Genomic DNA, 19,926 nt, shown 5'->3' on the forward strand with positions numbered 1-19,926 from the left:
CTAGACAGGGGCGAGGGAACAGAAGCACAGGCCGTAGGGTGGATGTCGCTGTTCACATCCACCGGCTTTTGCTGGAAAACGCTGCGCGGTTTTCCAGCCTAGAGATCGAGCACCAGGCGCTCGCTGCGCGCGCGCGACACGCACAGCATCATGGTCTGCTGGGCGGCCTTCTCCTCATCGCTGAGGTACTGGTCGAAGTGCTCGGCCTCGCCTTCGAGGATGCGCGTCTCGCAGGTGCCGCAGACGCCCTCGCGGCACAGGCATTCGACCTGGGCGGCGTTGGTCTTCTCGATGGCCTGGAGAATGCTCATGCCCTCCTCCACCCGCAGTTCGCGCCCGGACTTGGCCAGCACCACGGTGAAGGCGCCGCCGCTTGCCGGGGTGGCGGCGAACTGCTCCCAGTGCACGCGGCGGTCGGCAATGCCCAGTAGCTTGGCCGTGGCGATCACCGCGTCGATCAGCGGCTTGGGCCCGCAGACATAGACATGCGCGTCGGCCGCCAGATTGCCGAGCAGGCCGGCCAGGTCGAGCTTGCGCTCGAGGCTGTCGATGTAGAACTGCGTGCGCGCGGCATGCGGGCCGGCGTTCAGTTCGTCCTGGAAGGCGCCGTGCTCGGGGGCGCGGAAGGCGTAGTGCAGCTCGTAATCGGTGCCCTGTGCGCGCAGCTCGTGGAGCTGGGCGAGGAACGGGGTGATGCCGATGCCGCCGGCGATCAGCACGTGTTTGCCGGCCGCCGGGTCGAGGGCGAACAGGTTATTCGGGGTGGAGATGGTCAGCTCGCTGCCGACCTGCACCTCGCCATGCATGAACGCCGAGCCGCCCTTGGACTGTTCCTCCAGGCGCACGCCGATCTGGTACTCGCGGGTGTCGGCGGGGTCGCTCATCAGTGAATAGGCGTTGCTGAAGCGGCGCCCATCGGCGCCCTGCATCTGCACGATGATGTGGCTGCCGCCGGTGAAGCCCGGCAGCGCCTGACCGTCCTGACGCACGAGGGTGAAGCGCTTGATCAGGGGGGTTATCTGCTCGACCCCGGTCACCCGGGCGGCGATCATTTCATAGGAATTGGCCATCGCTAACCTCGTCTTCAGCAAGGAGCGGCAGCGACTGCCGCTCGGTAGATGCCCTGTTGCCCGTCGTTATACGGCGAGGCACAGGTATTTCATTTCCAGGTAATCCTCGATGCCGTACTTGGAGCCCTCGCGGCCGAGGCCGGATTGCTTGACCCCGCCGAACGGCGCGACTTCGTTGGAGATCAGCCCGGTGTTGACGCCGACCATGCCGTACTCCAGCGCCTCGGCGACCTTCCACACGCGGCCGATATCGCGGCTGTAGAAGTAGGCGGCGAGACCGTAGAGGGTGTCGTTGGCCAGGCGAATCACCTCGTCGTCGGAGGAGAAGCGCACCAGCGGCGCGACCGGGCCGAAGATTTCCTCGTCGAGCAGCTGCATGCCCGGCGCGATGCCGGCCAGCACGGTGGGCTCGAAGAAGTTTTCGCCTTCGGCGTGGCCGTTGCCGCCGACCAATACCTCGGCGCCCTTGGCCACCGCGTCGGCGATCAGGCTGCGCACCTTGGCCACCGCCTTGGCGCTGATCAACGGGCCGATCTCGCTGCCGCTGACGTTGCCGTGGCCGACCCGCAGCTCCTTGACCCGTGCGCTAAAGCGCTCGGCGAAGCGCTCATAGACCTTGTCGTGGACGTAGAAGCGGTTGACGCACACACAGGTCTGCCCGGCGTTGCGGTACTTGGCGACCAGTGCGCCTTCCACCGCGGCGTCGATGTCGGCGTCGTCGAAGACGATGAACGGCGCGTTGCCGCCCAGTTCCAGCGACACCTTCTTGATGGTCTCGGCGCACTGGCCCATCAGCAGACGGCCGACCGGGGTCGAGCCGGTGAAGCTGAGCTTGCGCACCTGCGGGTGGCCGGTCAGTTGCGCGCCGATCGCCACGGCGTCGCCGGTGACGATGTTGAGCACCCCGGCCGGCACCCCGGCGCGCTGCGCCAGTTCGGCCAGGGCCAGGGCCGACAGCGGCGTCTCGTTGGCCGGCTTGACCACGATGCTGCAACCGGCGGCCAGGGCCGGGGCGACCTTGCGGGTGATCATCGCCGCCGGGAAATTCCACGGGGTGATCGCCGCGCACACGCCGATGCCCTGCTTGATCACCAGCAGGCGCTTGTCCGCCGCCGGGCTGGGGATGACGTCGCCGTACAGGCGCTTGCCTTCCTCGGCGAACCACTCGATGAAGGAGGCGGCATAGCGGATTTCGCCGACGGCCTCGTGCAACGGCTTGCCCTGCTCGCGGGTCATCAGCAGGGCCAGGTCGTTCTCGTGTTCGAGCATCAGCTCGTACCAGCGGCGCAGGATCTGCGCGCGTTCCTTGGCGGTGCGCGCGCGCCAGGCCGGCAGCGCGGCGTCGGCGGCCTCGATGGCACGCGCCGCCTCGGCGCCGCCCATCAGCGGCACGCGGGCGAGCAGTTCGCCGCTGGCCGGGTCGGTCACGTCCACCGTGCGGCCGTTGTCGGCATCGCACCAGGTGCCGGCGATGTAGGCCTGTTGGCGCAGCAGTTGGGGATCTTTCAGATTCACGCAAGAATTCCTCTTGTTATCCGGGCCGCCGACGCGAAGGTGTCGGCGGCCGATGCACTCAGCGGTCCAGGTGGGCCACGGCGATCAGGTTGTGGAAGTGGGCGATGCCGTGCTCGCTCATGCCGCTGCGCTGCCGGTCGGCCATGATCCGGCCCTGGCCGCGGTAGCCGCGGGACTTCAGGCCCTTCTGCACGCTCTCCACCAGGCGCAGGTCTTCCGGGCGGAACACGTCGCGGTACCACTCGATCAGCGCCTGCTGCTCGGGGGTGATGTCCTTGTTGAGGAAGTAGATGTCGTAGTGCTGCAGGGTGGTTTCCGCATCGACCGGGAACTCGTAGATCACGGTCATGAAGTTGCCGCCTGGCGGCACGTTGAACATGGTGCACGGCCAGGCCCAGAAACCGCTGAACGAGGCGTCCTTGATCGACTCGTCGAACTTGAAGGACTTCTCCGAAGGCTTGGCCAGGCCGTACTGCAGCGACCAGTTGCCGTGCAGGGTGTGGCTGTACTGGCCGACGTCCACCGAATCGGCGAAGCCCGGGTGCGCCGGGGCGCAGTGGTAGCACTCCATGTAGTTGTCGACGATCGACTTCCAGTTGGCCGGGGTCTCGGTGACGAAACGCGCCGCCAGGTGCAGGTCGTCGATCACCGCGCAGGCCTGGCGCATGCGCGCCTGCAGGCCGGGCAGCTGCTCCTCGACCGGGCCAGCGTCCGGGTTCATGTTGATGAAGATGAAGCCGGCGTACTCCTCAACCTTGAGCTGCACCAGGCTGGAGTTGTCCTTGTCGAAGTTGGCCACGTTGTCGCAGTTGCGCGCGTGGGCCAGCTCGCCGTCGAGCTTGAAGGTCCAGGCGTGGTACGGGCAGGTGATCACGTTCTTGGCCTTGCCGCTGCCCTGCAGCAGCTGGTGGCCGCGGTGCGGGCAGACGTTGTAGAAGGCCCGCAGCACGCCGTCGCGGCCGCGCACGACGATGATGCTTTCGCCTATCACTTCGCGGGTGATGTAGTCGTTGCTCTCCGCCACTTCGCTGCGGTGGCCGAGGCAGATCCAGCTGTTGGCGAAGATCTTGTCCTGCTCGTATTCGAACACTTCCGGCCGGGTGTAGAAGTTGGCCGGAATGGTGTAGGCCTCGTCGGCGCTGGCGCAGAAGTCGGCTGGGAGGCGTTGGATGTCGTTCATCTGGTTTTCTCCAGGCAAGGGGATGGCCGGCGACCTGGGCTTGGCCATCTCACGGGTTGATCTGTGATTACTGGTTTACACGTATCTATCAGTTAACAAATCGGGCAAAAAAAATCCCGCGGCACGCCCCTCCTGCCGCTCGGCAGTCGGGGCTTTTCCGGGTTTACTCCACCGCGGCGACCGCACCTTGGCGCTCAGCGGTCGGGCGGACCAACTTTTCCTGGTAGGACGGCACCTCGAGTTCCTCATCCAAGGCACGCAAGGCCGCCTCTTCCTCGATCAGGTGCGCGGGCATGCTGGCGTAGTCCTCGAGCATCCATTTGAGGAAGCCGTAGATCTTCACCAGCAGGATCGCCATGAAGGGGATCGCGGTGAGCACCACGGCGGTCTTCATGGTCGGCAGCGAGGCGTCGGCGAACAGCATGGCCAGCGGCACCAGGGTCAGGGTCACGCACCAGAACAGGCGCAGGTTCGGAGTCGGGTCCTGGCCTTCCTGCAGGTTGCGGGTGCTGGTGGCGGCCACCGCGTAGGCCGCGGCGTCCATGTGCGAGGCGCAGAACACCGCCATGATGAACAGGTACACGGCGAGGAACACCTTGCCCAGCGGCAGCGAACTGAGGATCAGCTCCACCGCGGTTTCACCGCCCTGTTCGGCGAGGATCTTCGGCACGTCGATGGCGCCGGTGATGAACTGGTGCATGCCGTAGCTCTCCAGCGCGCCGAAGAAGAACCAGCAGCCGACGCTACCGCCGAGCAGCAGCGCGGCGACCACTTCCTTGATCTTGCGACCCTTGGACACGCGGGTGACGAACATCGCCACGCCCGGCGCGTAGGACACCCACCACAGCCAGTAGAACACCGTCCAGTTGCGGGTGAAGGCACCATCGCCGGCCGGATCGGTGAACAGGCTCATGTGCACATAGTTCTGGATCATCAGGCCGATGGCGTTGGCGGTGTTGTTGAGGGTGAACTGGGTCGGCCCGACCACGAACACCACCCCGGCGAAGATCAGCGCGCCGACGCAGACCATCTTGCTCAGACGCTGCAGGCCGCCGTCGATGCCGATGTAGGAACTCAGCGAGAACAGCACCGCGACCGCGCCGATCACGATCAACTCGGTGGTGAAGGTATCCGGCATGCCGGTGAGACTGGCCAGGCCGCGGGTCAGGGTCGAGGCGGTCAGCGCCAGGGACACGGTCAGCGCGCCCATCATGGTCAGCAGGAAGATCAGGTCGACCGTGCGGCCGACCGGGCCGGTGGCCTTGAAGCCGGTCACCGCCTCGACGATCGAGGCCAGGTTGAGGCCGCTCTTCTTGCGCACGTGGAAGTGGTAGGCCATCGCCAGCGACGCCAGGGCGTAGATCGACCAGGCGCTGATGCCCCAGTGGAAGAACGAGTAGCTGATGCTGTATTCCAGCGCCTCGCGCGAGCCGACGGCGATGTTCAGGCCAGGGGTCTGGTAGTAGTAGGCCCACTCCATCACCCCCCAGTAGAGGGTCGAGGAGCCCATGCCGGCGCAGATGAACATGAACACCCAGGTCATGTTCGAGTATTCCGGCTTGCCGCTACCGAGGCGGATGTTGCCGTACTTGCTGAAGGCCAGGTACAGCACGGTCAGCGCGCAGCCGAACACGAACAACTGGATGGTGGTGCCGAAGGTGCGGGTAGCCAGTTCGAACAGCTGGTTGGCGGTGTGTTCGGCCTGTGCGGGGAAGACCGCCAGGCCGATAACGGTGAGCAGCACGGCAATCAGGCTCAGCGATATCAAGAACACATCTTTTTTATTGTTGTTGAGCATCATCGTCTCCTGAGGAGAGTGGGATTTTCCCGGCCGGGCCAAGACCCGAAGCCGGAGCACGCAAAGCTCCTGGGGTTTTGCAGTTTCAATCTGTTAACTTATGGTTTACCAAAACCCATTGGTTAACAGTGTGCTCGCAAAAAAACCGCTGCGCAATAGATTGTCCGACAATCGGTCCATTGCGCTCCTGCCTCCTTGCCTGTAGATGGCTCAGCGGAAAAAAGGCCACTCCGGTGGGGTACCGAGAGTGGCGAAATCCCGCATTGCACAACACCATTTCCCTGGTGCCGCCGCCCTCCCTGGCTGCGGCGATACTCTCCCTCTCCCACTTGCGGGAGAGGTAACGCTTACAACGCCGCGGCGATGGCCTTGCCAACTTCCTGGGTCGAAGCAGTGCCGCCCAGGTCGCGGGTTTTCGGCCCTGTGGCGATGACCGCCTCCATGGCGCGCAGGATGCCGTCGTGGGCGGCGCGGTAGCGCTCGTCGCCCTGGCCGAGGAAGTCCAGCATCAGCGCGCCGGACCAGATCATGGCGATCGGGTTGGCGATGTTCTGCCCGTAGATGTCCGGCGCCGAACCGTGCACCGGCTCGAACAACGAGGGGAAGGTGCGCTCCGGGTTGAGGTTGGCCGACGGCGCGATGCCGATGGTGCCGGCGCAGGCCGGACCGAGGTCGGAGAGGATGTCGCCGAACAGGTTGGAGGCCACCACCACGTCGAAACGATTCGGCTGCAGCACGAAGCGCGCGCAGAGGATGTCGATGTGCTGCTTGTCCCACTTGATCTCGGGATAGTTGGCCGCCATCGCCGCGACCCGCTCGTCCCAGTAGGGCATGCTCACCGCCATGCCGTTGGACTTGGTCGCCGCGGTCAGCTGCTTGCGCTCGCGGGTCTGCGCCAGGTCGAAGGCGTACTTGAGGATGCGGTCGACGCCACGGCGGGTGAACACCGATTCCTGCAGCACGAATTCGTGCTCGGTGCCTTCGAACATGCGCCCGCCGAGCGAGGAATATTCGCCCTCGGTGTTCTCGCGGATCACCACGAAGTCGATGTCGCCCGGCTCGCGCCCGGCCAGCGGACAGGGCACGCCGGGGAACAGGCGTACCGGACGGATGTTCACGTACTGGTCGAAGTCGCGGCGGAACTTCAGCAGCGAGCCCCACAGGGAAATATGGTCGGGCACCTTGTCCGGCCAGCCGACGGCGCCGAAGTAGATGGCGTCGAAGCCTTGCAGCTGGGCGAACCAGTCGTCCGGCATCATCTGCCCGTGCTGGGCGTAATAATCGCAGCTGGCCCACTCGAAGGTTTCGATGGCCAGGTCCAGCTGCCATTTCTGCGCCGCGGCCTGGACCACGCGCAGGCCCTCGGGGAGTACTTCGTTACCGATGCCGTCGCCGGGGATCGCGGCGATCTTGAATGTCTTGCTCATAGGGGTCGCGCTCTTGCGGGTGAAGAATCAGAGTGCGAGCCATGCTATAACCAGTCAGATAAAAGATAATTCCATGATTTATTGATTGATAAGACACGAATCGTGAACAGTATGCCGAACCTTGAAGACCTCCGCGTCTTCGTCCTCGTCGCCCGCCGCTCCAGCTTCGCCGCCGCCGCCGCCGAGCTGGGCACCTCGCCCGCCTTCGTCAGCAAGCGCATCCGCCTGCTCGAGGACAACCTCGGCGTGCGCCTGCTGCACCGCACCACCCGGCGGGTGGCGGTGACCGAGGACGGCGAGCGGGTCTACCACTGGGCCCAGCACATCTTCGATGCGGTGGAACGGATGAGCGACGAGGTCTCGGCGCTGCACCAGGAGCCGCGCGGGCAGTTGCGCATCGTCAGCAGCTTCGGCCTCGGCCGTCAGCATGTGGCGCCGGCGCTGTCGGAGCTGTCGGCGCGCTACCCGCAACTGGATATCCGCTTCGACGTCTACGACCGCCTGGTCGACCTGATCGACGAGGGCTTCGACCTCGACATCCGCATCGGCGACAACATCGCCCCCAACCTGATCGCCAAGCCGCTGGCGGAGAACCGCCGCATCCTCTGCGCCGCGCCCGACTACCTGGCGCGCCGCGGCGAGCCGCGCAGCCTCGCCGAGTTGGCCGGCCACGACTGCCTGGTGATCAAGGAGCGCGACCACCCCTTCGGCCTCTGGCGCCTGCAGGGCCCGGCCGGCGAGGAAAGCGTCAAGGTCACCGGGCCGCTGTCGGCCAACCACGGCGAGGTGGTGCACCAGTGGTGCGTGGACGGCCGCGGCGTCCTGCTGCGCTCGCACTGGGACGTGCGCGACAGCCTGGCCAGCGGCAAGCTGGTGCAGATCCTCCCCGACTACCAGCAGCCGGCCAACATCTGGGCGGTGTACGCCGCGCCGCTGGCCAGCTCGGCGAAGATCCGCGTCACCGTGGAGTTCTTCCGCCAGTACTTCGCCGAGCGCTATGGCGCGCTGAACGGCGACGCTTCATAGCCCGGGTGCAATCCGGGGTAGTCGCAGCGCAATTTCCCGGATTGCATCCGGGCTACAGGCTGAACGGCGACGCCCCGTAGGATGGGTTGAGCTTGCGATACCCATCTTCCGCTACCCGATTGAGCGTTCGTTGGGTATCGCCGCGCTCAACGCCAACCTACAGGCTGAACAGCGCCACCCTACAACTGCGCCAACCCCACCGGCCGCCGGTGCGCCCTCAGGTAGGGCAGCACCGCGGCCAACAGCGGCTCCTTGAACGCCTCCTGGAAGCGATGGGCCAGGCCGGGGATCAGCTTCAGCTCGCTGCCCTGGATATGGGCGGCGACATGCACGCCGTGCATCACCGGCAACAGCGGGTCGGCGGTGCCGTGCACCACCAGGGTCGGCACGCGCAGACGGTTGAGCAGGTCGACGCGACTCGGCTCGGCGAGGATGGCGAGGATCTGCCGCTGGGCGCCTTGCGGGTTGAAGGCACGGTCGTAGGCCACTTGCGCCTGCTGCAGCAACTGCGCGCGGTCGTCGTGGACCGCCGGGCTGCCAAGCGCGGCGAGCAGGTCGGCCTGCTGTTCGATGGCCACCTGGCGATTGGGCGCCTCGCGCTGGGCCAGCAAATCCAACAGCGCCGGGCTGGGCGCCGGCAGGCCCTGGGCGCCGGAGCTGGTCATCAGCAGGGTCAGGCTCAGCACCCGCGCGGGCGCGAGATCGGCCATGTGCTGAGCGATCATCCCGCCCATGCTGGCGCCGAGCACGTGGAAACGCCGGACGCCGAGGCGGTCCATCAGGCCCAGGGCATCACCGGCCATGTCGCGCAGGCGGTAAGGCGCCGTCACGCTCAGACCGAATTTGTAGCGCAGCGCCGCGTAGCTCAGGTTGGACACGGGGGGTTGCTGCGCCCAGGTCGACAGGCCGACGTCGCGGTTGTCGAAGCGGATCACCCGGAAGCCCTGCTGACACAGGCGGGCGACCACCTCGTCGGGCCAGTGGATCAACTGCCCGCCTAGGCCCATCACCAGCAGCAGCGCCGGGTCGCTGGCGCGACCGATGCTCTGGTAGGCCAGGCGCACCTCGCCAACCTCGGCCAATTCGGTCGGCACCGCGACATCGCAGCGATTTGCCGCCCAAGACGGCCAGCCGCACAGAAGTGCGAGCCCGAACAATAACGCACGCATAAAACACCAAAACGCAGAACCCCATCAGAGCGCGATTGTGCGGATGTTTGTTCGAGCGCACTGCCACAGAACCATGACAATTTGATGAAGAATGCCAAGCGGTCGATCTTGGCTTGAAGGCTTTGATTGTTCCCACGCTCCAGCGTGGGAACGATCATGAATCGCCCTCTCCCCCGTCCCCTCTCCCGTAAACAGGAGAGGGGAGCATTTGCCGGCAGCTCATAAGTCCTGGTGGGGCTTGGAGCCGCTGGTAACTCCCTCTCCCATTCATGGGAGAGGGCTGGGGAGAGGGGCTTCCTTCAGTCTCGTAGGATGGGTTGAGCCTGCGATACCCATCACCTCGCTCGATGGGTATCGCTGCGCTCAACCCATCCTACGCCAGCTGCCTGCGCAGCTGCCGCGCCGCCGCCACCATGTTGACTAGCGCCGCCTCGGTCTCCGGCCAGCCACGGGTCTTCAGGCCGCAGTCGGGGTTGACCCACAGGCGCTCGGCGGGGATGCGCCGCGCCGCCTTGTTCAGCAGCTTGATCATCTCGGCGCTGTCCGGCACCCGCGGCGAGTGGATGTCGTAGACGCCCGGGCCGATCTCGTTGGGGTACTCAAAGGCCTCGAAGGCGTCCAGCAGCTCCATGTCCGAGCGCGAGGTCTCGATGGTGATGACGTCGGCATCCATGGCGGCGATCGCCTCGATCACGTCGTTGAACTCGCTGTAGCACATGTGCGTGTGGATCTGCGTCTCGTCACGCACGCCAGAGGCGCACAGGCGGAACGCCTCGGTGGCCCAGTCCAGATAGTGCTGCCAGTTCGCCCGGCGCAGCGGCAGGCCTTCGCGGAAGGCCGCCTCGTCGATCTGCACGATCCTGATCCCGCCCGCTTCCAGGTCCACCACCTCGTCGCGGATCGCCAGCGCCAGCTGGCGCGCCTGCACCTCGCGGCTGACGTCCTCGCGCGGGAAGGACCACATCAGCATGGTCACCGGGCCGGTGAGCATGCCCTTCATCACCTTGCCGGTGAGGCTCTGGGCGTAGCGGATCCAGTCCACCGTCATCGCCTTGGGCCGGCTCAGATCGCCGTAGATCACCGCCGGCTTGACGCAGCGCGAACCGTAGCTCTGCACCCAGCCGAAACGGGTGAACAGGTAGCCGTCCAGCTGCTCGGCGAAATACTCGACCATGTCGTTGCGTTCGGCCTCGCCGTGCACCAGCACGTCCAGGCCGAGGCGCTCCTGCACTTCCACGGCGTGGCGGATCTCCGCGTGCATCGCCTCGGTGTACTCGGCCGCCGACAGCTTGCCCTGCTTGAAGGATTGCCGCGCCAGACGGATCGCCGCGGTCTGCGGGAAGGAGCCGATGGTGGTGGTGGGGAACGCCGGCAGATGCAGGCGCGCACGCTGTTGTTCGATGCGCTGGGCGAAGGGCGACTGGCGCTGGCTGTCCTGCGCCTTGACCGCCGCCAGGCGCGCCTGCACCGCGGGCTTGTGGATGCGCGGCGAGGCGGCACGGCCGGCCTGCACCGCGCGGCTCGCGGCCAGGGCGGCCTGCACCGCGGCGCTGTGCGGGTCGTTGAGCGCGGCACCGAGCACGGCGACTTCGCCGCACTTCTGCACGGCGAACGCCAGCCAGCTCTTCAGCTCGGTATCCAATTGGTCTTCGCGGGCCAGGTCGACCGGGCTGTGCAGCAGCGAGCAGGACGGCGCCACCCACAGGTTGGCGCCGAAGCGTGCCTGCGCCTCGCGCAGTTGCGCCAGGGCCTGGTCGAGATCGCAGCGCCACACGTTGCGGCCGTTGACCACGCCGAGCGACAGCACCTTGTAGCTGGGCAGACGGTCGAGCAGCAGCGGCAACTGCTCCGGTGCGCGCACCAGATCCACATGCAGGCCATCCACCGGCAGGCCGACGGCCAGGCCGAGGTTGTCCTCCAGACCGCCGAAATAGGTGGCCACCAGCTTCTTCAGCGGCGCGTACTGCAACAGGTGGTAGGCCCGCTCGAAGGCGTTCTTCCAGGCCTGCGGCAAGTCGAGGGCGAGGATCGGCTCGTCGATCTGCACCCACTCGACGCCCTGGGCGGCCAGGCGGCCGAGGATTTCGCCGTAGATCGGCAGCAGGCGTTCGAGCAGGTCGAGCTTGTCGAAGGCATCGCCCTTGGCCTTGCCCAGCCACAGGTAGGTCAGCGGGCCGATCAGCACCGGCTTGACCTTATGGCCCAGCTCGCGCGCCTCGGCGACTTCCTCGAACAGCTGCTCCCAGCTCAGCTGGAAGCGCTGGTCGGCGCTGAACTCGGGGACCAGGTAGTGGTAGTTGGTGTCGAACCACTTGGTCATCTCTTGCGCATGCGCACCACCGCAGCAGCTGCTGGTGACGCCACGCGCCATCCCGAACAGGGTGTCGAGGGTCGGCTTGCCGCTGTGCGGGCGAAAGCGTTCGGGGATCACGCCGAAGGTCAGCGAGTGGGTCAGCACCTGGTCGTACCAGGCGAAGTCGCCGACCGGCAGCAGCTCGATGCCGGCGTCCTTCTGCACCTGCCAGTGCGCGGCCCGCAGCTGGCGACCGACGGCGCGCAGGCCGGCCTCGTCGAGGGTGCCTTTCCAATAGGCTTCCAGGGCCTTCTTCAGCTCGCGGTCGCGACCGATACGGGGGAAACCAAGGTTATGGGCCAAGGCCATGACAGAACACCTCCATGCGATTGATGGGGTGCATTGTCGACAGCCAGGCCTGCATGAGACAAACTCAACATACTCTTGTTGATCGCAAGATTTTCTCATGATCAACCGTAGGGTGGATGACGCTCCGCTCATCCACCGACAACCACGCACAGCCCCATTGGTGGATGGATAAAGCGTCATCCACCCTACAAAAGCCGAGGCCCCCATGCTGGAAATCCGCCACCTGAAAACCCTGCATGCCCTGCGCGAGGCCGACAGCCTGGTGGAAGCCGCCGAGCGTCTGCACCTGACCCAGTCGGCGCTCTCGCACCAGTTCAAGGAACTGGAAGAACGCCTGGGCATGCCGCTGTTCGTGCGCAAGACCAAGCCGGTGCGTTTCAGCAGCGCCGGCCTGCGCCTGCTGCAGCTGGCCGACAGCCTGCTGCCACAGTTGCGCGCCGCCGAGCGCGACATGGCGCGCCTGGCCGGCGGCACGGCAGGTAGGCTGCACATGGCCATCGAATGCCACAGCTGCTTCCAGTGGCTGATGCCGACCATCGACCAGTTTCGCGACTCCTGGCCGGAAGTCGAGCTGGATCTCGCCTCGGGCTTCTCCTTCGCCCCGCTGCCGGCCCTGGCGCGCGGCGACCTCGACCTGGTGGTGACCTCCGACCCCGTCGAGCTGCCCGGCATCACCTACGTGCCGCTGTTCACCTACGAGGCGCTGCTCGCCGTGGCCAACCAGCACCCGCTGGCGAGCAAGCCGTATATCCAGCCGGAGGACCTGGCCGGCGAGACGCTGATCACCTACCCGGTGGAGCGCGACCGCCTGGACATCTTCACCCGCTTCCTCGAACCGGCCGACGTCGAACCGGCGCAGGTGCGCACCGCTGAGCTGACGGTGATGATGATGCAGCTGGTGGCCAGCGGCCGCGGCGTCTGCGGCCTGCCTAACTGGGCCATGCACGAGTACAGCGCGCGCGGCTACGTGACGGCCAAGAAACTCGGCAGCAAGGGCCTGTACGCCACCCTCTACGCGGCGATCCGCGCCGACATGCTGGATGCGCCGTTCATGCGCGACTTCCTGCTGACTGCCAAGGACACTTCGTTCGCCACCCTGGAAGGGGTCAGTGCGGCGCGAGGCTGACCCCCCCCGGCCGTGCAACATGCGGCTCAACGCGCAGGAAAATACTTCGGATGGCCGCCGGTTACCCTTGGCGGCTATTTCGATTTAAATTTTCACACAGACAAATATGCCGTTCCCCGACACTTTGTCCCAAGGCACTATCTTTTCGTAGTCATGTTCAAAAACATGCACTTCGAAATAGGGCTGCAACAACTCTTGCAACTCAGCAAAGTCGACAGCCACCATGGGATGCTCATCCTCCCATGACTGTTTAACATCCAGAGTGGTTTTCTCGATGCTCAGCCTCAGTGACTGCTTATCGCCATGACCGCAGTAGTTCCATCCAGAGCTGAATGTAAATTGGCTGCCGTCATGCTCCACGATATGTCGCGCGAATGAATTGTTATCTATCTTATGTTTATCCACCGCATTGAAGCAGAACACACCATCGACTTTTAGCGCCTTATGGACGCTGGCGATGCACGCTTTCAACCTGTCAATTGCGCCACTGTAATGAATCGAGTACAGGAAACAGGTGATCAGATCGACGGGTTCATCCACTTTAAAAGCACACATATCCTGAAGGGTAAATTGTGCTTCAGGGCAACGCAGTCTAGCCATGTCCAGCATGGGCTGATTAATGTCCAGCCCGCTACTGTTGTAGCCAAAATCGATGAAGTGCCGAACATGCGGACCGGTGCCACAGGCCAAATCGAGATGATCCTTTCCTGTACTACCGAAAATCTGATGAAGCCTACGCACACTATTGCTTTGCGCCTGGTAGTCGATGTCAGCACACATTAAATCGTAATAGCCGGACAAATCGGTATATAAAGCATTGGTGGACATAATAACCTAGCAATCTAAACGAAAATTTCGATAAATTTTAATATAGCAGGCAACTGTGCTTACGAAGTATATAAGACAAACATAAAGAACATGTGTGCGCTACATGACCCTACTAGAAAGCAATGAGCAATAGTGTACAGAGACAGTCTTCACCTGACACCGCCCCAAGAGTTCACGCATCCCCGAAGTCTGTCCAGAGCAATGTTGTTGATGATGCGATGCGGCGAGCTGCCCGCCGGGATTAGCGCCGATATGCTCGACGCGCCGTTCATGCGCGACTTCCTGCTGACCGCCAAGGACACCTCGTTTGCCACGCTGGAGGGGACGGCGCGGCGCGCGGGTGAACAGTATCTGGATATGGACAACCTGGTAGCAAAACGCTAGCGTCGGTGACAAGTCGCCGAGCCAAATCCGGCGGCTTGGGCTTGCCGTCCTCCCCGTCGCCTTTATCCCCCCGCCTGTCGCGTTCGCTGCGACCGCCGGCAGGCCAGACAAGGATTTACCAGACGACAAGGAGGGTTATACGACATGATTGTTGCGTTTGAACGCGACAGTCATGTCGCCTAATAGTAGCTAGGCACCCGACCAACACCTCGCCATACATAGGAGACTCGCAATGAAAGTAAGTCTCTCTTGCCCAGAGTGCATGAGGCTCAAGGAGGAGCTATTGACCTTCATGGCGGAACTACGCTTCAAGAACGACTGCACCTACGAGCTTAAATGCCCAAATGGGCACGAGTTCAAGGCGAACATCCTGTACCACGAGTTCCAGAAGCTGTTTGAGATCGGAGTGACTTCGCTCGCTGATGAGTACTACCGGGAGGCGGTATGCGCATTTGCGGCGAGCTATGAGCGCTTTATGGAGCTATTCGTTCGCGTCGCCCTGCGGTCGCACTCGGTAGATGCTTCTCTAGAAGTACTCATTTGGAAAAAGGTGGCGCGTCAATCAGAGCGACAGCTCGGGGCGTTTCTGCTTTTGTACTCACTTGAGTTCAAGGCAGAGCCCCAGACGCTGCCCGACGATCTAGTCAACCTGCGGAACAAAACCATTCATCAGGGGTACTTTCCAACCAAGGAAGAAAGCATCAAGTACGGCAAAGAAGTACTTGGACGAATCCGAGAGGCTATTTCTCGCCTCTATGCTTCTGACAGACACCGCGACGCCTTCATCCGATCCATCAACGATCAAGGGGACTTTTCGGACAGCGGCTTATGGATGACTTTCTACGCATACTCGCTGATCGGAACCAACAGACCGCCAGAACAAGACACAAAAAGCTTCAAGGAGATGCTTGAGGACGCTTCTAAGGCTAGAGCCACTGCGCAAGGCTAAGAATCGTGCGCGGACGCCTAGCAAGTGGTTCAAGACGCTCGCTTCGCTCACTCGGGACTGCGTTCCGCGGCCCCTTAACCTAAACGTTACCCACAAACATAATCCGCCTCACCAATCGGCTGCTTTACTGCGCCTACAAAGTACCCCACCGCAACTGATCCCGCCCCCCTTCGCTGGCCGCCCTGCCCCACACGGTTTAGGCTCTAACCGGCCGATGTCCGGCAAGGAGCCGCCATGTCCCTGCTCAGCCGCTACGCCTTCTTCGCCTGCTGCCTGTTGTTCACGCTGCTCAGCCTGCCGTTTCTCGGCGCCCACGAGTGGCTGTGGCCGCTGACGCTGCTGAGCGGCGTGCTCAGCCTGGTCGGCGTCAACGATCTGTTGCAGACGCGCCAGGCGGTGCGGCGCAACTATCCGATCCTCGGCAACATCCGTTACCTGGTGGAGGGCATTCGCCCGGAGATCCGCCAGTACCTGCTGGAGGCGGACGGCGACATGCTGCCGTTCTCCCGCGCGCAGCGGTCGCTGGTGTATGCGCGGGCGAAGAACGAAAGCGCCGACAAGCCGTTCGGAACCCTCACCGACGTGTACCAGAACGGTTTCGAGTTCATCGGCCACTCGCTGCTGCCGGCCGATCACGCCGACCCGAGCAGCTTTCGCGTGACCATCGGCGGGCCGCAGTGCAAGCAGCCCTACTCAGCCTCGGTGTTCAACATCTCGGCGATGAGTTTCGGCTCGCTCAGCGCCAACGCGATCCGCGCGCTGAACCAGGGCGCCCAGCTCGGCGGCTTCTACCACGACACCGGTGAGGGCAGCATCAGCCCCTACCACCGCGAGCACGGCGGCGATCTGGTCTGGGAGCTGGGCAGCGGCTACTTCGGCTGCCGCACGGAGGACGGCCGCTTCGACCCGGCGCGCTTCAGCGAGCAGGCCAGCAACCCTCAGGTACGGATGATCGAGATCAAGCTGAGCCAGGGCGCCAAACCCGGCCACGGCGGCATCCTGCCCAAGCACAAGGTCACTGCGGAAATCTCCCTGACCCGCGGCGTGCCAATGGGCCAGGACTGCATCTCGCCGGCACGGCACAGCGAGTTCTCCACGCCGCTCGAGATGCTGCAGTTCATCGCCCGTCTACGCGAGCTGTCCGGCGGCAAGCCGGTCGGCTTCAAGCTGTGCCTGGGCCATCCGTGGGAGTTCATGGGCATCGCCAAGGCCATGCTGGAGACCGGCATCCTGCCCGACTTCATCGTCGTCGACGGCAAGGAAGGCGGCACCGGCGCGGCGCCGCTGGAGTTCACCGATCACATCGGCGTGCCGCTGCGCGAAGGCCTACTGTTCGTGCACAACACCCTGGTCGGCATCAACCTGCGCGAGCGGATCAGGCTCGGCGCCAGCGGCAAGATCGTCAGCGCCTTCGACATCGCCAGCGTCATGGCCCTCGGCGCCGACTGGGCCAACTCGGCGCGCGGCTTCATGTTCGCCATCGGCTGCATCCAGTCGCAGAGCTGCCACACCAACAAGTGCCCGACCGGCGTGGCCACCCAGGACCCGCTGCGCCAGCGCGCCCTGGTGGTGCCGGACAAGGCCGAGCGGGTGCACAACTTCCACCGCAACACGCTCAAGGCCCTGGCCGAGATGATCGCCGCCGCCGGCCTCAGTCATCCCGAGCAGATCGAGGCCAAGCACCTGGTGCGGCGCCTGTCGGCCAGCGAGATCAAGCTGTACTCGCAGCTGCACGTGTTCCTCAAGCCGGGCGAGCTGCTCGGCGGCGAGATCGCCGGCGAGTTCTACCGGCGCATGTGGCACATGGCGCGGGCCGACAGCTTCGAGCCGGCGCCGGTCTGAGGACGGAGTGACAATCAAGTACCGGTGCGCACCTTGTTCCACACCCGGGTGCGTACGCGCTCGACCTTCAGCGGCAGCGGCTCCAGGGTGAACAGGCTGTCCATCGCCGCGGCCGGCGGATAGACGCCCGGGTTGCTGCGGATCTGCGGCTCGATCAGCGCCAGCGCGTCCTTGTTGGCGTTGGGATAGCCGACGAAGTTGCTGGTGTCGGCGATGGCCTGCGGACGCATCAGGTAATCGATGAAGGCCAGGCCCTGCTGCGGGTGCGGGGCATCCTTGAGCAGCACCAGGTTCTCCACCCACACCGGCGCCCCTTCGCGCGGGATGCTGTAGCGGATGTTGCGGCCGTTCTTCGCCTGGGCGGCGTTCTGCTGCGCCTCGAACACCCCGCCGGCCCAGCCGACCACCACGCAGATGTCGCCATTGGACAGGTCGGTGATGAACTTGGACGAGTCGAAGTAGCGGATGTGCGGGCGCACCTTGGTCAGCAGCTCCTGGGCCTGCTGGTAGTCGGCCGGGTTCTTGCTGTTGGGCGGCAGGCCGAGGTAATGCAGGGCGATGGGCACGATCTCGCCCGGGGCGTCGAGCATGGCCACGCCGCAACCGGCGAGTTTGCTCACGTTCTCTTCCTTGAACACCAGATCCCAGGAGCCCACCGGCGCGGCCTTGCCCAGCGCGGCCTCGACCTTGTCCTGGTCGTAGCCGATGCCGGTGGTGCCCCACAGGTAGGGCACCGCGTGGCGGTTATCCGGGTCGTTGTTCTGCACCTTGCCGAGAATGGTCGGGTCCAGACGCGGCCAGTTGGGCAGCTGGCTGCGATCCAGCTCGGTCAGCACGCCGGCCTTGATCAGGTTCGGCAGCAGGCTGTCGGTGACCACCACCACGTCGTAGCCGCTGCGCCCAGTGAGCAGCTTGCTGGTCATCACCTCGCCGCTGTCGAAGGTGTCGGCAACCACCTCGATCTTGGTATCGCGGCTGAAGTCCTTGGCGACATTCGGGCCGATGAAGTCATACCAGTTGTAGAAATGCACGGTCGCCGGCTCGGCCTGGGCGCAAGCGCCGTACAGGCAGGCCATGGCCAGCAGCAAGGGACGGAACGGACGCATGGGCGTTACTCCTCTGGGAGCCGGGGCAGCCAGCCTGCCCCGACGATGACGATGAATGGGGCTCAGGGCAGCAGCAGCTCGCGGCGGCCATCGGCGTGCACGACGCGTTCGCCAGCCAGTGGCAAACGGCGGTCCGCCAGGTAATCGTAGACTTGCCGCGCCGCCTGACGCTGCTGCAAGTCCAGGCTGGCCAGCAGCCGGCACTCGCTGCGTCCGGCCTCGCAGAGCACCTGGCCGAACGGGTCGACCACGGCGCTGCCGCCGGCGAAGACCAGGCCGTCGTCGCCCGGGCCGACGCGGTTGACCATCAGGGCGAACAGCTGGTTCTCCTGGGCGCGGGCCAGCAGCGCATTGCGGTGCACCGGGCCGTAGGGGTCCATGTTGCCGTTGCACACCACGATCAGCTCGGCGCCCAGCTCGGCCAAGGCGCGGGCGTTCTCGGGGAACTCGATGTCGTAGCAGATCAGCAGGCCGATGCGCACGCCGCGCCACTCCACGGTGGCGAAGCGATCGCCGGGCCGCACCAGGCCGCGCTCGTCGGGCCACAGGTGGGTCTTGCGATAGCGCAGGGCGACGCCTTCGGGGCTGATCAGCAGGCTGCTGTTGTAGACCTCGCCGCCGTCCGCCTCGAGCATGCCGACCACCACCGCCACGTCGCGCTCGCGGGCGGCCGCCCGTACGGCCTGCACGCTCGGCCCGTCCAGCGGTTCGGCCAGCTGGCGGACGTTGCCGGCGTGGGGAAAGCCGCACAGCTGGGTTTCCGGGAACACCAGCAGGTCGCTATCCGCGGCGCAGCTGGCGATAGCCTGCAGGGTGCGTTCGAGGTTGTAAGCGCTATCGCCGTCACGGCCGGCGAGTTGAACGAGTTCGACCTTCATGGGTACTCCCAGTTATTGTCAGCGGGCACGCCAGCGCCAGCATGAGCGCCACCCGATATGGCTGGGCTTGGAGTATGGGGCGCCCGGCAGCGGCGGGTAATTACGCAGATGGGGTAACCCAGCGGGGGTAGAAGCATGAGTCTGGAGTTGCAGGATATCGCCTGGCATCAGTCGGTCGGCCGGCTGATCGAGACGCTGGACAAGCCTAACTTCTGGATCGCCCTGGTGCGCCTGCTGCAACAGTACGTGCCCTCCGACAGCTGGGTGATCCTGCTGTTCAGCCGCGACCGCCCCGCGGTGTTCGCCGAGTGCCCCGGCACCGATGGCGGCCCCGACCCGCTGTTTCAGGATTACCTGAAAGGCCTCTACCTGCTCGACCCCTTCTACATCGCCAGCCGCGAGAACAATGGCGCCGGCCTGTTCCGCCTGGCCGACGTGGCCCCGGAATGCTTCGAGCAGACCGACTACTACCAGCGCTATTTCCGCCTCAACGTGGTGGCCGACGAAATCCAGATCAACGTGCCGCTGGAGGGCGAGCGCACCCTCTGCCTGTCACTCGGCTCGCGCCGACCGTTCAGCCCCGAGCAGATCGCCCTGCTCGGCCTGATCCAGCCCTGGGTCATGGCCCTGATGCGCCAGCGCCTGGGCTTCGAGCAGGAGCTGCTGGCCAGGCCCACAGCGCCGGCACCGGCTTGGCAGAGCCGACTGGAGACCGCCGGCCAGAAGGTGGAGAACGCCCTCACCGCCCGCGAACTGGAGATCGCCCGACTGATGCTCAGCGGCTGCTCGAGCAAGGAAGTCGCGCGCAAGCTGGCGATTTCCGCGGAGACCGTGAAGGTCCACCGCAAACATATCTACAGCAAGCTCGGCATCAAGTCGCAGTCCGAACTGTTCGCCCTGTTTCTCCAGGCCCAGGACAGCTGAACGCCTCAGCCAACCCTGGATTGCCGCAGGGCGCGGGTCGGC

At 64.8% G+C, this 19,926-nt stretch carries 15 protein-coding genes and 1 pseudogene; 6 read left to right on the forward strand and 10 right to left on the reverse strand.

Annotation, left to right across the window (positions count from 1 at the left end; all coding sequences use genetic code 11):
* Positions 1-98 precede the first annotated feature (98 nt).
* The 5 genes from D3880_RS16570 to D3880_RS16590 all read right to left on the reverse strand — a co-directional run bounded on the left by D3880_RS16570 (position 99) and on the right by D3880_RS16590 (position 6,990).
* Positions 99-1,070, reverse strand: a complete 972-nt coding sequence (locus D3880_RS16570) for a PDR/VanB family oxidoreductase (protein ID WP_119894528.1) — start codon at positions 1,068-1,070, stop codon at positions 99-101.
* Between the two features lie 66 nt (positions 1,071-1,136).
* Entirely contained in the window at positions 1,137-2,585 is a 1,449-nt protein-coding gene (locus D3880_RS16575) for an NAD-dependent succinate-semialdehyde dehydrogenase (protein ID WP_119894529.1), read from the reverse strand.
* A gap of 58 nt (positions 2,586-2,643) precedes the next feature.
* Complete coding sequence (locus D3880_RS16580; protein ID WP_119894530.1) at positions 2,644-3,765, reverse strand: aromatic ring-hydroxylating oxygenase subunit alpha; 1,122 nt, start codon at positions 3,763-3,765, stop codon at positions 2,644-2,646.
* Between the two features lie 163 nt (positions 3,766-3,928).
* Positions 3,929-5,563 (reverse strand): BCCT family transporter, encoded by a 1,635-nt coding sequence (locus D3880_RS16585; RefSeq protein ID WP_119894531.1) that lies wholly within the window; start codon positions 5,561-5,563, stop codon positions 3,929-3,931.
* 347 nt (positions 5,564-5,910) lie between these two features.
* A complete protein-coding gene (locus D3880_RS16590) occupies positions 5,911-6,990 on the reverse strand; it encodes a tartrate dehydrogenase (protein ID WP_119894532.1) in 1,080 nt (359 codons plus the stop codon).
* Between the two features lie 111 nt (positions 6,991-7,101).
* Here D3880_RS16590 and D3880_RS16595 point away from each other — a divergent pair, with 111 nt between their 5' ends.
* Entirely contained in the window at positions 7,102-8,016 is a 915-nt protein-coding gene (locus D3880_RS16595; protein ID WP_274381182.1) for a LysR substrate-binding domain-containing protein, read from the forward strand.
* Between the two features lie 179 nt (positions 8,017-8,195).
* Here D3880_RS16595 and D3880_RS16600 read toward each other — a convergent pair whose 3' ends face one another.
* Entirely contained in the window at positions 8,196-9,185 is a 990-nt protein-coding gene (locus tag D3880_RS16600) for an alpha/beta fold hydrolase (protein ID WP_119894534.1), read from the reverse strand.
* A 373-nt stretch (positions 9,186-9,558) separates the two neighbouring features.
* A complete protein-coding gene (metE, locus tag D3880_RS16605) occupies positions 9,559-11,847 on the reverse strand; it encodes a 5-methyltetrahydropteroyltriglutamate--homocysteine S-methyltransferase (protein WP_119894535.1) in 2,289 nt (762 codons plus the stop codon).
* 205 nt (positions 11,848-12,052) lie between these two features.
* On the opposite strand from metE, the gene metR reads away from it, so the two are divergent.
* Positions 12,053-12,973, forward strand: a complete 921-nt coding sequence (metR, locus tag D3880_RS16610) for a transcriptional regulator MetR (RefSeq protein WP_119894536.1) — start codon at positions 12,053-12,055, stop codon at positions 12,971-12,973.
* Between the two features lie 84 nt (positions 12,974-13,057).
* Here metR and D3880_RS16615 read toward each other — a convergent pair whose 3' ends face one another.
* Complete coding sequence (locus D3880_RS16615; RefSeq protein ID WP_119894537.1) at positions 13,058-13,801, reverse strand: class I SAM-dependent DNA methyltransferase; 744 nt, start codon at positions 13,799-13,801, stop codon at positions 13,058-13,060.
* Between the two features lie 192 nt (positions 13,802-13,993).
* On the opposite strand from D3880_RS16615, the pseudogene D3880_RS16620 reads away from it, so the two are divergent.
* From D3880_RS16620 to D3880_RS16630, 3 genes and pseudogenes are all read left to right on the forward strand, one after another.
* Positions 13,994-14,185, forward strand: a pseudogene (locus tag D3880_RS16620) (hypothetical protein); the annotation flags it as partial.
* Positions 14,186-14,417: 232 nt separating this feature from the next.
* On the forward strand, positions 14,418-15,134 hold the full coding sequence (locus D3880_RS16625; protein ID WP_119894539.1) for a hypothetical protein: 717 nt from the start codon (positions 14,418-14,420) through the stop codon (positions 15,132-15,134).
* A 234-nt stretch (positions 15,135-15,368) separates the two neighbouring features.
* On the forward strand, positions 15,369-16,976 hold the full coding sequence (locus tag D3880_RS16630) for an FMN-binding glutamate synthase family protein (RefSeq protein ID WP_119894540.1): 1,608 nt from the start codon (positions 15,369-15,371) through the stop codon (positions 16,974-16,976).
* A gap of 14 nt (positions 16,977-16,990) precedes the next feature.
* Here the strand turns inward: D3880_RS16630 and D3880_RS16635 are convergent, their stop codons facing one another.
* Complete coding sequence (locus tag D3880_RS16635) at positions 16,991-18,082, reverse strand: polyamine ABC transporter substrate-binding protein (RefSeq protein ID WP_119894541.1); 1,092 nt, start codon at positions 18,080-18,082, stop codon at positions 16,991-16,993.
* A 62-nt stretch (positions 18,083-18,144) separates the two neighbouring features.
* A complete protein-coding gene (locus tag D3880_RS16640) occupies positions 18,145-18,960 on the reverse strand; it encodes a carbon-nitrogen hydrolase family protein (protein WP_119894542.1) in 816 nt (271 codons plus the stop codon).
* Between the two features lie 135 nt (positions 18,961-19,095).
* Between D3880_RS16640 and D3880_RS16645 the strand changes: the two genes are divergently transcribed.
* Complete coding sequence (locus D3880_RS16645; RefSeq protein WP_119894543.1) at positions 19,096-19,884, forward strand: helix-turn-helix transcriptional regulator; 789 nt, start codon at positions 19,096-19,098, stop codon at positions 19,882-19,884.
* Positions 19,885-19,926: the final 42 nt, after the last annotated feature.

Origin of the sequence: Pseudomonas cavernae (assembly GCF_003595175.1) — a bacterium.
Taxonomy (GTDB): Bacteria; Pseudomonadota; Gammaproteobacteria; order Pseudomonadales; family Pseudomonadaceae; genus Aquipseudomonas; species Aquipseudomonas cavernae.

Bases quoted from the DNA above. Each gene is read 5' to 3' on its own strand.
- D3880_RS16570 (WP_119894528.1), bottom strand. From the start codon at position 1,070: ATGGCCAATTCCTATGAAATGATCGCCGCCCGGGTGACCGGGGTCGAG.
- D3880_RS16580 (WP_119894530.1), bottom strand. From the start codon at position 3,765: ATGAACGACATCCAACGCCTCCCAGCCGACTTCTGCGCCAGCGCCGAC.
- D3880_RS16585 (WP_119894531.1), bottom strand. From the start codon at position 5,563: ATGCTCAACAACAATAAAAAAGATGTGTTCTTGATATCGCTGAGCCTG.
- D3880_RS16590 (WP_119894532.1), bottom strand. From the start codon at position 6,990: ATGAGCAAGACATTCAAGATCGCCGCGATCCCCGGCGACGGCATCGGT.
- D3880_RS16595 (WP_274381182.1), top strand. From the start codon at position 7,102: ATGCCGAACCTTGAAGACCTCCGCGTCTTCGTCCTCGTCGCCCGCCGC.
- D3880_RS16600 (WP_119894534.1), bottom strand. From the start codon at position 9,185: ATGCGTGCGTTATTGTTCGGGCTCGCACTTCTGTGCGGCTGGCCGTCT.
- metE (WP_119894535.1), bottom strand. From the start codon at position 11,847: ATGGCCTTGGCCCATAACCTTGGTTTCCCCCGTATCGGTCGCGACCGC.
- metR (WP_119894536.1), top strand. From the start codon at position 12,053: ATGCTGGAAATCCGCCACCTGAAAACCCTGCATGCCCTGCGCGAGGCC.
- D3880_RS16615 (WP_119894537.1), bottom strand. From the start codon at position 13,801: ATGTCCACCAATGCTTTATATACCGATTTGTCCGGCTATTACGATTTA.
- D3880_RS16625 (WP_119894539.1), top strand. From the start codon at position 14,418: ATGAAAGTAAGTCTCTCTTGCCCAGAGTGCATGAGGCTCAAGGAGGAG.
- D3880_RS16630 (WP_119894540.1), top strand. From the start codon at position 15,369: ATGTCCCTGCTCAGCCGCTACGCCTTCTTCGCCTGCTGCCTGTTGTTC.
- D3880_RS16635 (WP_119894541.1), bottom strand. From the start codon at position 18,082: ATGCGTCCGTTCCGTCCCTTGCTGCTGGCCATGGCCTGCCTGTACGGC.
- D3880_RS16640 (WP_119894542.1), bottom strand. From the start codon at position 18,960: ATGAAGGTCGAACTCGTTCAACTCGCCGGCCGTGACGGCGATAGCGCT.
- D3880_RS16645 (WP_119894543.1), top strand. From the start codon at position 19,096: ATGAGTCTGGAGTTGCAGGATATCGCCTGGCATCAGTCGGTCGGCCGG.